A 13,146-nucleotide genomic window follows, 5' to 3' on the forward strand; every position below is an offset into this window, starting at 1 on the left:
TCGCCGGTTACACTGTAAACAATCGTCTCGTTATCAGGGGGGTATACAGTGTCGTCGATGTTTGATGTATTGAGTCAACACACGCCGCAGAAGCATTATCCGAATCGGCGCGTCTTCTCGTCCATTGACGAGTTGCGAGAGAGACTGCGTGCGGCCGAGGGAAAGCCGATAAGGGAAATTGACGGCACCGGTCGTACGGTCAAGAAGAAGAACAAGGGAGGTCAAGGGGAGGCTCTTGAGGAATCCGTTGCCCAATATCGAATAAACTCAGATCCGAATCCGGATTTACTGGTCGGGGGAATCCCATATGAGTTGAAGATGACTCCACTGCGCCATTATTCAAAGAAGAGTAAGAAGCCAAGGGATTTCGACCTGTACGCGAAAGAGCGGCTGGTCATCGATATCATCAATTACCTGAAACTTCCGGACGAACATTTCGATACGTCCACGTTTTGGCGAAAAGCCAAGAATATGGTGATTATCTATTACATCGATGACCGCAAAGACCGGCAGCTTGAACCGCGTAACCAATGCAAGATATACAAATCGGTCATACTGGATTATCGCGACCAAGAGCTGGCGACTATCCGTGAGGACTGGCAGTTCATCCATGACAAGGTAGCTGCAGGTTACGCCGATTTGCTCAGCGAGTCAGACACGAATTATCTGGCTGCATCCACGAAAGGCAGCACCGCCGCGACTTCCATACGACGGGCGCCGGCTCCGGAGGGGTCTGCCGAACGGTACATCAAAGCGAAACAGCGTGCCTTCTCGTATAAGGCATCGTATATGTCGATGGTCGCGAAACGGCTGCTGGGCACGAGTGACGGTGAACGTCTCCAGCTGTCTGCTGACGAATCGTTGAGCCAATTTGTCAGATCCCATGCGAACCAGTATGTGGGCCATACCTGTCGGGAAATCGTGAGCAATCTGGCCGAGTATCATCTGCCAAGCGTGAAGGCCAATCAGTACAAGCAGCGCATGGTATTGGCGATGCTCGGTGTCAAGAGCAAGAACGTCGATGCCGTGGAGCAGTTCAAAGCTGCTGGAGTTACCCAAGTCAAGGTGGTTGAACGGTTTAATGATGAGTTGCCGAAAGAGAGCATGTCCTTCCCGTATATCACCGAAGACCAGTGGAATGAGCTCGGCGACCCGACGGCTACATGGCACGACTCGTTCATGTACCGGTTCTTTGAAGACAATCGAATGTTGATATGCTCGCTTCGTAACCGGGGGACTCGGACTCACAAGCGCGATTTCATGGATGATACTTTCGAAGGCGCATTCCTGTGGAATATGCCCGAAGAGGACATTGAACGGTATATCCGGCCGGTTTGGGAGCGCGTGCATCAGTTGATGGTCGATAAGGTGCCGTTGCATTACGGGGAGCGGAGAGGTTCGAACCTACTGCCTGACTCGTCGTTCAATGGCGTATGCCACATTCGCCCGCATGGCGGCGACGGTACCGACCGCATATTGCTGCCTAATGGGGAGAGCATAACCAAGCAGGCATTCTGGCTTGACAGGCGGTACGTGGCGAAGATTATTCACGAGCATCTCGGATAGTGCCCTCGGCGGTATCTCCTGGCATTGCGACCCCAGGAGATACCGTGAGTATCACAGGAACGGCAGCATGTTGAGTTGCTCAGCGAGATATGTTCCCTTGATCCAGATATCTTGGCGATACATATGAAGCCCATTGACGACGACTGTCTTGAACTGTGGGCGCGAATCGTTGCCGGACCCGCGGACGAACACCGTATGTTCGGCGGATTTCGGCCAGTTGGGCGCTTCGCTTGGCACGCCTGTCTTGTTAATGATGGGCGTGCCATCCTTGTGCCGCTTCGGGACAATACGCAATTCATGGTTGAAAACGAGTTCTCTCATGCGCTCCCAGACCGCCCTTACTTCGGTGTTGATGAAGTCATCGGAGAAGGTGAAACGCTTGAATCCAAGGAAGACATTCTCGGCGAATGGTGCTTCAAAACTTGGTTCCTCGAAGACGCTGCATAGGAGTTGGGCCTCGGAGAAATACGTGTAGAACGACGATTCCTCAAACCCGACTGACGGGTCTTGCAACTCGTCGAAGTCCACGGGGAACAGTTTCATATCCTCTGTCCTGCCGCCCTTTTTGGTGAGTACGAGTGATTTCCCGTGTACGCCGAATTTGGCGAAGATTTCCACCTTGCCCATCTTCTTGGCTGTGCCGCCGAACATACGAACGGTCACGGCTTCGCCGTCGCTTTTTGCGGGCCTGTTGTCGATTCCGAATATCCGGAAAAGCTCCTCAACGGTTTTCCCGCCATATAGGTCGGTGATTCGATGGCATTCGTGATCTAGCTCGCCAAGGCTGCGAATATCATCGGGAAGGTCATCGAACGTGATTCCGGCGTATTTGTTGTAGATTGCCGTCACAAACGCCGCTTTCAGGCGGAATCGCGGCTTGTTCGGCCACTTGGGTGAGGTGTCGATGACTGAGAGTCTCTGCCTATTCAGTTCGCTGCTGATACGCGGGTACTGGGTCTCTGGGTCTTCAGGATGTTCTGCGTTGATTTGTCTGATGAAATCTCGCACGATTTCCCAGTCGTGTTTCAGCAGTTCCTTGTCTTCCCCGATAAAATCGACGAACTGGTACCCCAAGAGGGGAAAATCGCCGTAGTCGGCAGGAGAATTGGTTTTGTGAGCGTAAAGGTAATACACGAAGAGGAGATGCCGGGCCTTCTCCCAGAATCCGGAATGCTCGAAATCCTCGTCGCATATGTTGTCGAGTTGTACTGCAGTGACTGATACTGGCTCCTTCGCCTTGTATCCGCTGTCGCCGTTTGCCTTGCTCTTTTTGGACGTGACCAATCCGGTCGTCTTCAATTCGACGGGCGTCCCATCCACAAGCAAATCGGGTCTGCGATCGCTGTCGGCGGGATACCCGAGAACGGATTGTTCAATGATGGCGCCGGCGTATCCCTTGTTGCGTTTGCCGTTAAGGACATGCTGTGTATCTACTTCCTGCAAAGTCTTGCCGATGCATTTCGAAAGTATCTGCTCCAACTGGGATCGTGTGAAAACGTGCCGCTCATCAAAGGCCATACAGGTATTGTATGCCGGCCATGCCATCTCAGCGGTTACTGATCATTGCGTCTCGGGTATATCCTGGGCTTGTGAGTGAGCGTAGCGCAGTATCGACGAGGCGGAACTGGTCGCTGGACGAGACCATGATGGCCTTCGCGCTGTACTACGTTCTGCCGGCTCGCGAATGCGATGATAAAGGTGCTGACGTGCGTAGGCTCGCCAATCGTCTCCATCGCACGCCATCGTCTGTGGCGCTGAAGATATGGAACATCGCAGCGCATGACCCAAACCGTGTGGGCTTGGGCAAAGTCGGTATGCGTCATGGCAGCAAGCTCGACGAGCGGGTGTGGGAAATGTATACCGAATCGCGGGATACGTTTTTGGAACAATGTTTGCAGTTGCTGTTCCATACGTATGAATCAGCTGGCCTTGAGAACGACGATATTGTCGGCACACCTTCCGTGCTGGAAACGACGCATATGCTCATGACGGGCGGCGAGCGTGAGGCTACTGTTATGCAGCGGATTCACCAACAGTATTTCAGGAACCTGTTGGTTAAGAATTATCATGGCCGGTGCTGTATGACGGGCATTGGGATTGACCAGTTGCTGGTGGCGAGCCATATCAAACCGTGGAATGTGTCGGATGCGGTCGAAAAAACCGCTGCGGGCAACGGGCTGTTGCTGAATGCGTTCCATGACAAGGCGTTTGACCGCGGGTTCATCACGATTGACGATGACTATCGTGTCCATGTTGCGCATTCCGCGGTGCCTCATGACGAGGCAAATGACCGATGGCTGTATCGCTTCGAGGGAATGCGAATCGAGTTGCCCGAGACGGGCAGACCATCCCATCGGTTCATCGAATATCACAACAAGGAAATATTCCTCGACGCTGCATAACGGCACCGGTCTGCGAACGCGTTGGCGGAACCGCGCCTACTCCCTCTTGTTGTTCCGTTCCGCTTCGTCCTGCGCGATGACTTTGCCGATTCGGTGGGGGATTTCGGTAACGAGGGCGTTGCCCATGCAAAACGCACGATGTCCGTCGGTCATACCGTCCGCGGTCCATCCCTTCGGGAAGCACTGGAGTTGGTCAAGCTCGTCGGGTACGAGACGGCGAAGCCTGCCATCCTGCAACACGACATGCTTTGTTCGGCTCGCCCCGGCACCGCCTTCCCCGGTAAGGATGGTCCTGCTCGGTCGATCGAGGGGATCGGGGAACGCGACCGGTCCTTCGGAGTACGTGTATTGGTAGCCGGTCTTCGTAGTTCGCTGCTCGCGTTTACCGCCCTTGAGATACTGCCATGTCGGCAGGTGTGCCTCGTCAATCCAGTATTCTGCAGGCACTTGGTCGGCGGGCACAAGGTACTCGCCGAGTGTGTGGAACGGTCCGTCGTACACGGCGTCGGTCTTGACGGTGAGCACATGCCCATTGACCATGACACCTGCATTCTGGAACGGGCTGGTCTTCTCGCCCTTGCCGAAGGTTTGGGTCGCCTTGTACGGGTCAATGCCGATTGTAAATGTCCGAGATACGGCGTTCTTCTCCGCCGGCGTGACAGGGAACGAGCGCGCGAGCACGCCCGACTCGAACAGCCGGGTATGCAGCGCTTCCGCAGTCGTTTCCCGTTCAGCCCCATCCGCGTATTCGGCATAGATATACACGCGGCGGCGGCGCTGGGGCATGCCGTATTCGGCGGCGTTAATCACATGCCATTCGACGTCGTAACCGAGACGGTTCAGGCAGGTCAGGATGATGGCGAAGTCACGGCCGCGCTGGCTGGCGGGGGATTTCAGCAGCCGGTCGACGTTTTCGAGCAGCACGAGACGAGGATGACGCATCTCCAGCAGCCGGTTGATACTCCACCACAGGACGCCCTTCTTCCCGTCGATGCCTGCGGCCATGGAAAGCGGCTTGGCGACGGAATAGTCCTGGCAGGGGAACCCGCCCACGAGCATGTCGAACTCGGGAATCTGCCGTGTCCCAGCCTCAACCTCGTCGAGGGTCTTGGCAATATCCTCGTTAACGATTGAGTCCTCGCCGAACCGGTGCGCGTAGCACCGCGCGGCGAACTGCTTGCTCTCCTGCCCGTTGGGCTCCCAGTTGTTCGCCCACACCGTCTGGAACGGGCCGGCGGAATCCTTGTGGAACTCGGGATGCTCCGGGTTGTCGTATCCGTCCAGGCCGAGGCGGAAGCCGCCCACGCCCGCGAACAGCTCGGCAATACGAATAGTCTTGTCCATCAGTTCCACGCTCCTGTTCCAGTCAGAGCAGCAATATTATGCTAATCCCCAGATTCGATCAACCTGGGAAAGTAAAGGGCGTGTTCTTATATAAGAGATTTCTCGGCGCTTCACCCCACCTCACTCACACGGGTACCGCAGCCCCCAGCGCTCGCGGATCTGATCGAGCAGCCGCATCATCCGCAGGGTGTCGGCGTGCGGCATGTCCGGGCATTCGGGCGATCCGGCGGCGATGGCACTGGCGCAGGCGGCGACCTCGTACTCGTAGCCGGTCAGCTGCGCGGGTACGGGGATGCTGCGAATCAGCGCGTGATCCTTGTCATACACGTCGATGCACTCCACATTGTTCACATTGCGGCACATGAGGTACCCGTTCGTGCCCCAAATCGCCCCATCGCGGTCGGATACGGCAAGCAGCGAGCAGGTGCTCACCGCCATCACGCCGTCATCGTAGAACAGTGTCGTCGTGCTTTGCGCGTCCACGCCGGTTTCGTACGGGATCATCGCGGTCTCCATGCGGGCGATGCTGCGTCCGCCGCCGTTACCGCCGATCGCCATATCGATAAAATTCAGCGGATACACGCCGACATCAAGCAACGCGCCGCCTGCAAGCTTCGGGTCGACGATTCGCTGCTTGTGCGTGGTCGGATAGCTCAGGTTCGCGCTAATCGCGCACACATTGCCGATGGTGCCGTCCTCGACCAGCCGGCGAATCATTGCGCGCGACGGCATGTACCGCGTCCAAATCGCCTCGGCGCACAACCGTCCGGTCTGCCGGGACACGTCAATCACATGTTGCGCCTGCTCGGCGTTGACCGTGAATGCTTTCTCCACCAGCACATGCTTGCCGGCTTCCATACACGCGATCGCCTGCTCGGCGTGCAGCGAATGCGGGGTCGCGATGTACACGAGGTCGACTTCCGGGTCATCCAGCATCTGCGCGTATGACCCGTACGCCACCGGAATGCCGTACTGCGCCGCGAATTCGTCTGCGCGCGCCTGGTTGCGGGAAGCGACCGCGTATGGTTTGGCATACGCGCGGTACGTCGGGTCTTGCGCCATCAGGGTGAGGGTGGTCGCCATCTTCTGGGCGATACGTCCTGCGCCAAGAATCGCCACATTAATCGGGCGTTCAGGTGCCGCGTACGGTGCCGGTGCCGGTACGGTTGCCGCCGTCGCTGCCGTCGCGATGCCGGACATGCTTGATGCGATATCTGCTGGTGTGGTGGTGTGCTCTGCCATCGATGCTCCTTTGGTCCAGTCGTTGAATCACACCTTACGAGTACCGCCTGAACGAACGATGATGCCTCCCGACTGGAGGGGCTGCTCGTGGTGGTGTGGATGATTGACGGAGTACGTATGCCGGGGCATACGCAGGCTGGTTGTCGCTGCCGGGAATCAGCAGCGGGGAGAGGGGTTCGGCATGTTCCGCATGTCCTGACATACTTGCGCAGACAAATGACGGGGCATGCCGGCCGAGAGATGGGGCTGGCGTAGCTTGATTTGTCATGTCGCGTATGCGGCGGCATGCAGGACTCGTCGTTGCGACGGAAGTTTGCGCGGTGAAGCGGACAAGTGTCAAGTTGTGTGTCCCAAGACATGCGTGGCGTGCTGTTTCTTGCGGTGATTTGGGACAGGGGATTGGGGCGTGTCGGGTTGCGTATGTCTGGGCATGCGCGTGTGGCTGGGTGCCGGTCCGGGAGGCGGCGTCCTGTTTGGTTGCGCCGACTTGCGTATGTGTCCGCATACGTTGGAGGCAACCAATCGGTCCGTTGCTCAGAACAATGCCGCAAGACACCGCTGTTTCGTAACACTGCCGCCCAGAACAAAGTCGCAGGACAATATCACAGGTGTCATCGTGCGACACTGCCGCTCGCAACGCCGCTACCAACAACACTGTCGCCCAGAACAAAGTCGTACAACACGGCGTTTGATAGTGCGGCATAGATAACGGCAATAGCCGACAAGGCGTTTCCGCCGCGCAATCGTGATTGCATACCATACAGGGCAAGACGGCACATGGCAGGAATCGGGCTTTCCACCCGGTAACGTCCGTGTGGGCGGAACTCGCGAGAGGAGTGGGCGCAATGACACAGGCAACAACAACAGCAGCGACGGCAACAACAGCGACGGCAACAGTTGCAACAACGGCACAGGACATCACCACGAACATCGCCGATCGGGTGCGTGGCATCCCGGCGAATCCGTTTGCCGCGGCCAACGCGCGGGTCGCCAAATATCGGACCGCCGGCCATGACATCATCGACCTGAGTCAAGGCAATCCGGACGGTCAGCCGCCGCAGTTCATGATTGATGCGGTCGCCCAGGCCGCCCGGGATCCCGCCGATTTCAAATACCCGTCATTCAACGGCAAACCGGCCTTCCTCAAGGCGGCGGCCGGCTGGTACCAGCGTGAGTTCGGCGTGACCCTCGACCCGGCCACTCAGCTGCTGGCGACTGCGGGCGCGTCCGTCGGCATCAGCGCCGTCATCCAAACCCTCGTCAACGCTGGCGATCTTGTGGCGCTGGTCGGCCCGTATTACCCGCAGTACGAGGGGTCAACCGCAGTGGCGCAAGGGCGGGTGTGCACGATTGCAACCAGCCCGGAGCATGGATTCCTACCGGATCTCGATGCGGTGCCGGACGAGATCTGGGACGAGGCGAAACTGCTCATTCTCAACTATCCGAACAATCCGACCGGTGCCGTGGCGACCCGGGAACTGTTCGAAACGGCGGTGCGCATAGGCAAGGAGCATCATGTCGTTATCGTCAACGATTTCGCCTACGCCGGCATCGGTTATGACGAGCAGCCGCCGATCAGCCTGTTGAGCACTCCGGGAGCCCTTGACGTGTCGCTGGAATTGTGCTCGCTGTCAAAGATGTACATGATTGCCGGCTGGCGTGGCGGTTTCGTGGCCGGCAACGCTCAACTCATGGCCGCGGTGAAATCCGTGCACGCGCAGACCAGTCTGCTGGTGTCCTCGATTGTGCAGGACGCGGGTGCGGCGGGGTTGAACAGCGACCAGTCGACGGTCCGCGTACTCGCCGACCGGTATCTCGCCCTGCGTGACGGGCTTGCCGAGGCGGGACTGCATCTGACTGACTCGCATGGCGGCCTGTTCGCCTGGATGCCGGTCCCCGGCGGTGATGATCAGGCTTTTGCCCAGTGGCTTATCAATCAGGCCGGCGTGGCGGTGATCGCCGGTTCCGATTTCGGCCCGACCGGGGCCGGATACGTGCGGTTCAGCCTGCTTATGCCGCAGGAGGCGTTGACCCTGGCGGCACACCGTATCCGTGACGCGCGCGGCGACGCTTGGTGACGTGCTTGATGACTTTGGCCGCCACGGTCCGCCGCCCGCATCCGCGCATTCGGCTCGAACCCCTGTAATCATCCGACAAACCAATCAATACAATCGACAACCCAGAGAGGAAACCAATGAAATACGCAATCATCGGCGCCGGCGGCATGGGCACGCAGTATGGCGTTCTGCTCCAGGAATTCGCCGGCAAAGACGTCGACTTCATCGATACGTGGCGTCCGAATGTCGAGAAAATCCGTGAACAAGGCGGCGCCTACTGTTCGCAGGACGAGAAGGACCGTCACCTCGTGCCGATCAGCGTCTATTACCCGGAGGAGTATCACGGTGACCCGGACGTGTGGATTGTATTCGTCAAGCAGATGCAGCTCGACGGCGTACTCAAGCGTTGCGCCCACCTGTTCAATGACCGGCAGTATGTGTTCTCCGCGATGAACGGGTACGGGCATTTCGAAAAACTCGCCGAATACTTCCCCAAGAACCATATCATCGGCGGAACCGCGTTGATCGGAGCGGTCGTCTACGGTCCGGGCGATGTGAACTTCACGGGCGGCGCCCACGCGAAAGCGATGAACATGTGCTGCTACGACGAAAACCAGACGACCGTCAGTCCTGAGGAACAGCAGATATTCGACGATTTCAAGGCCGCGACCCTCAACCCGACGATTGTGGACAACTTCCTTGGCATGTGCATGGCGAAAATCGTGTTCAACTCGGTGCTCAACACCCTGTGCACCATGTTCCTCATCCGTTTCGGCGAATTCGAAGGTTCGGACGTGGCCAAACGCATGACCGAAGAGCTCGTGGACGAGGCTTACAGCGCGGCCAAACACGCGGGCATTAAACTGCTGGGGACCCGTGAATCGGAAGTCAAGACGATTCTGCACACCGCCGGCGTGGCCCATCCTCTGCACTTCCCGTCCATGTACCAGGACCTGACCAAGGGCCGGCCGACCGAGGTCGACTACATCAACGGCTATATCGCGCGTATCGGACGCGAGCATGGGTATGTGTGCAAGCTGCACGAGTTCGTCACCGACGAGCTGCATCTGGCGGAACGCGCGTTCGCCATCCATCATCCCGATGTCATCGCCGCCGAGGAGGCGAGCCTCAAGTAATAGGCGTCGTGTCCCGGTATCGCCGCGCGTCCCGGTGTCACCGGCATGTTCGTCATAAAACAATCCGACGAACCTGGCAAACCTGGCAAACCCGACGAAACCGACAGAAAACCGACAAACCCAACCAACCACGGTGCGACCGGACAACCCGGCCGCATCGTGGTATTTCCGGCCGATTTTCGCGCAATATCAGTGCAAGGCACCATGGGGATCGCCGATGTCGATAACGGCGTCAAAAGAGAATCAATATCCGGGAGGCAATCTTGGAAAACCGCGAAATATCAAGGATTTCGACCTCTCGAACGCGCTTGGGGCGTGCGCCATAATCACAGCTGATAGCCACGCCGGCACATCCCGCCCAATGCGGTCGTACATTACAACCAACGCCGCTCAACCAGCCGGAACACCGTTGGCAGGGGAGCGCGGCGAAACCGACAGCAAACCGTCCGAACGCAGCTCGGGTGACTCAAGGAGAGAGAGCAATGTCAGTACGCACCGTGTGGAACACCAGTAGGAAACTCATCGCAGCAACGGCCGCCGGCATCATGCTGGCCGCCGGTCTCGGCGCATGCGGCTCGAGCAACGCCTCGACCGCCAGCCTCGACTCCACCAAGGGCAAGACCACGAAGATTGTTGTCGGCGTCTGCCCCGGTCCATACGGCGACATGGTCAAGAACGTGTTCGCGCCACTGCTTAAGGACGACGGGTATGAGCTGACCACCAAGGAATTCACCGACTACGTGCAGCCCAACAAGGCGCTCGCCTCCGGCAGTATCCAGGCCAACCTGTTCCAGCACGGCAACTATTTGAAGAAGTTCACCGCCGACAACCACCTCGACCTCACTTCGCTCGGTCAGACCCCGACCCTCGGCCTGGGCATCTACTCGAACAAGTACAAGAAGCTCAGTGAAATCCCGGATGGCGCCACGGTTGCCATCGCGAACGACGCCAGCAATCTCGCGCGTTCCCTCGGTGTGCTCGAGCAGAATAAGCTCGTCACGTTAGACGGTGAAGTCGACGCGACCAAGGCGACCATCGACGACGTGAAGAGCAACCCGAAGAACTTGAAGTTCAAGACCCTCGACGCCGCCCAGCTCGTGCGCTCCCTCGACAACGTCGATTTCGCGCTCGTTCCCGGCAACTACTCGTGGGCTGCGAATCTCAAGCCGTCCAGTGCACTCGCCCTTGAGAAGCAGACCAGCGGCGTGATGGAGGTCTTCGTCGTGCGCACCAAGGACAAGAACAGCGACTTCGCCAAGAAAGTCAGGGCGCTGCTCACCAGCCAGGAGTACAAGGACGCCATCGCCAAGAGCGAGTTCAAGGACTTCGGCAAGCCGGCAAGCTGGAAGGCGTGAGGCCCCGTGAGCATCATCGAACTGCAGGACGTCCACGTCACCTTCCATGAGCGGCACAATACCGTAGAAGCGGTGCGCGGAGTCAGTCTCACAATCGAACAAGGCGAGATCTTCGGCATCGTAGGATTCTCGGGAGCAGGCAAAAGCACCCTCGTGCGCACCATCAACCTGCTTGAACGCCCCACGCAGGGCCGCGTGCTCATCGACGGCTCGGACATCACCGGCGCAACTGGCGAAGAGCTCCGAAAATTGCGGAGGAATATCGGTTTTGTCTTCCAAAGCTTCAACCTGATTGACAACATCACCGTTGGAGCGAACATCGTGTTCGCACTCAAAGCCGGGGGCGTCGACAAAGCCGCATGGCACGAACGGACCGTCGAACTGCTCAAACTCGTCGGCCTTGACAGCAAAATCGACAGTTACCCGTCAAGTCTGTCCGGCGGGCAGAAGCAGCGTGTCGCCATCGCGCGGGCGCTCGCCAACAACCCGGAAATCCTGCTGTGCGATGAGGCGACCAGCGCACTCGACCTCGAAACCACCGAGGAGATCCTCGCGCTGCTCAAACGCATCAACGTTGAGCTCGGCATCACCATCGTGTTCATCACCCACCAGCTTGATGTTGCCAAGCAGATTTTCGACCATGTGGCCGTTATGGAAAACGGCGTGATTGTTGAGCAGGGTGAGACCTTCGACGTGTTCAGCGCGCCGAAGCATCCGACCACCAAATCCCTGGTTGACCGCTATCTCGGCATTGCGATTCCGCCGCAGCTGGCGCCTTCGCTGCCAGCGGGCACGATCGTGGAACTGCGCTACCGGGGTGACGGGGCGTTGGAACCACTGATTTCGGACGTCACTCGAAAGTATGGGGTCAGTATCAACGTGCTGCATGGGGATGTCGAATACTTCGGTCCCAAGCCGATCGGCACGCTTATCGTGCTGGTCGACGGGCCGGCCGAAGCGCTCGCCGCCGCGTTGGATACCTTGAAAGCGCACGTGTACAGCTATCGCGAACTCAATCGTGAACGGCTCGCCCGACCGGCGTACGGCGATGGCCAGCAAGGGGAGGAGTGATTATGGATTCCACATGGCAGATTCTGCAGGAGCACCTGCCACAGGCGCTTATCGACACTGCGTACATGGTGGTGATCTCCGGTGTGGTCGGCGTGGTGCTCGGCTCACTGGTTGGCCTGCTGCTGTACCTGACGGAAAACCGGCTGTTCCACCCCAATCATGTGCTTAACAGCGTGGTCGGCTTCATTGTGAACGCGATTCGCTCCCTGCCGTTCCTGATTCTGCTGGTCGTGCTGATTCCGGTGGTTCAGGCCCTGATCGGCGACCCATACACGCCGACCGGCGGTGCAATCGCACTGTCTGTGTCTGCGGTCCCGTATTTCGCGCGAATAAGCGAAAGCGCGTTCTCGGAGGTCGATGACGGCATCATCGAGGCGTGCCTGTCCACCGGGGCTACCACAAGGCAAGTGCTTACGGGTGCGGTGCTGCCGCAGGCGCGTCCGAGTTTTGTGCGCGGCGTGGTGCTCATGATTATCTCGCTGATTGGCGCCTCTGCGATGGTCGGCACCATAGGAGCGGGCGGTATCGGCGACATGGCCATCCAGTACGGCTACAACCGCTATGAAACCGGTGTGTTGCTGGTCATTGTGGTCATTCTGATTGTGTTGGTCCAGATTATCCAGTGGATCGGTGACCGACGTGCCCGCCATCTGACGCACTGAATGCGCGGTCGCGATTGCACGTCACTCGCCAATGCCCATCGTGTGAGCAATGCTTGCATGGTGGGCATTGTGCTCTGCCGCCGAGTGTTTTTCGATCCGATTGATGCCGATTGGCTCTGTGGACGCCGTGGGTGCCGTGACGCGGATGTTCCCATGGCGCCTGCGGATGGCCCGCGGTCGTTGCGCAATAGCCCGCGTTATCCCGAGCGAAGAAACGGCGCTGCGTTTTTCGTGCGTTGTCGTTACAATAACATCCGGCTCGTTGTCGCATATACGGGATTGAGAGAGCCCTGGCACGAGCGCACGCGCGA

11 protein-coding genes are annotated in these 13,146 nt (G+C 58.4%); 8 read left to right on the top strand and 3 right to left on the bottom strand.

What is annotated here, in order from left to right:
• Positions 1-57: 57 nt before the first annotated feature.
• Complete coding sequence (locus K315_RS0101755; RefSeq protein WP_044085703.1) at positions 58-1,566, top strand: Sau3AI family type II restriction endonuclease; 1,509 nt, start codon at positions 58-60, stop codon at positions 1,564-1,566.
• A gap of 51 nt (positions 1,567-1,617) precedes the next feature.
• On the opposite strand, the gene K315_RS0101760 is transcribed toward K315_RS0101755, so the two are convergent.
• Entirely contained in the window at positions 1,618-3,045 is a 1,428-nt protein-coding gene (locus tag K315_RS0101760; RefSeq protein WP_211219725.1) for a MutH/Sau3AI family endonuclease, read from the bottom strand.
• A 110-nt stretch (positions 3,046-3,155) separates the two neighbouring features.
• On the opposite strand from K315_RS0101760, the gene K315_RS0101765 reads away from it, so the two are divergent.
• Positions 3,156-3,968, top strand: coding sequence for an HNH endonuclease (locus K315_RS0101765; RefSeq protein ID WP_244874291.1), 813 nt, complete (start codon positions 3,156-3,158; stop codon positions 3,966-3,968).
• A 36-nt stretch (positions 3,969-4,004) separates the two neighbouring features.
• On the opposite strand, the gene dcm is transcribed toward K315_RS0101765, so the two are convergent.
• Together dcm and K315_RS0101775 are read right to left on the bottom strand one after the other, a co-directional pair.
• Complete coding sequence (gene dcm, locus K315_RS0101770) at positions 4,005-5,312, bottom strand: DNA (cytosine-5-)-methyltransferase (RefSeq protein ID WP_029575914.1); 1,308 nt, start codon at positions 5,310-5,312, stop codon at positions 4,005-4,007.
• Between the two features lie 120 nt (positions 5,313-5,432).
• Positions 5,433-6,512 (bottom strand): Gfo/Idh/MocA family protein, encoded by a 1,080-nt coding sequence (locus tag K315_RS0101775; protein WP_420796736.1) that lies wholly within the window; start codon positions 6,510-6,512, stop codon positions 5,433-5,435.
• Positions 6,513-7,399: 887 nt separating this feature from the next.
• Here K315_RS0101775 and K315_RS0101780 point away from each other — a divergent pair.
• The 6 genes from K315_RS0101780 (at position 7,400) to K315_RS0101800 (ending at position 12,835) form a co-directional block, all read left to right on the top strand.
• Positions 7,400-8,632 carry a pyridoxal phosphate-dependent aminotransferase gene (locus tag K315_RS0101780; protein ID WP_044085705.1) on the top strand — a complete coding sequence of 411 codons (1,233 nt, stop codon included), beginning with the start codon at positions 7,400-7,402 and terminating at the stop codon, positions 8,630-8,632.
• 116 nt (positions 8,633-8,748) lie between these two features.
• Positions 8,749-9,747, top strand: coding sequence for a ketopantoate reductase family protein (locus K315_RS0101785; RefSeq protein ID WP_029575917.1), 999 nt, complete (start codon positions 8,749-8,751; stop codon positions 9,745-9,747).
• 45 nt (positions 9,748-9,792) lie between these two features.
• The gene (locus K315_RS10345; RefSeq protein ID WP_152571383.1) at positions 9,793-10,083 is read left to right on the top strand and encodes a hypothetical protein; all 291 of its coding nucleotides are present in this window, start codon (positions 9,793-9,795) and stop codon (positions 10,081-10,083) included.
• A 146-nt stretch (positions 10,084-10,229) separates the two neighbouring features.
• Positions 10,230-11,102, top strand: a complete 873-nt coding sequence (locus K315_RS0101790) for a MetQ/NlpA family ABC transporter substrate-binding protein (RefSeq protein ID WP_029575918.1) — start codon at positions 10,230-10,232, stop codon at positions 11,100-11,102.
• A 6-nt stretch (positions 11,103-11,108) separates the two neighbouring features.
• On the top strand, positions 11,109-12,173 hold the full coding sequence (locus K315_RS0101795) for a methionine ABC transporter ATP-binding protein (RefSeq protein ID WP_029575919.1): 1,065 nt from the start codon (positions 11,109-11,111) through the stop codon (positions 12,171-12,173).
• 2 nt (positions 12,174-12,175) lie between these two features.
• The gene (locus K315_RS0101800; RefSeq protein WP_015450837.1) at positions 12,176-12,835 is read left to right on the top strand and encodes a methionine ABC transporter permease; all 660 of its coding nucleotides are present in this window, start codon (positions 12,176-12,178) and stop codon (positions 12,833-12,835) included.
• Positions 12,836-13,146 lie beyond the last annotated feature (311 nt).

The organism is Bifidobacterium thermacidophilum subsp. thermacidophilum DSM 15837 (assembly GCF_000426425.1).
GTDB classification, from domain to species: domain Bacteria; phylum Actinomycetota; class Actinomycetes; order Actinomycetales; family Bifidobacteriaceae; genus Bifidobacterium; species Bifidobacterium thermacidophilum.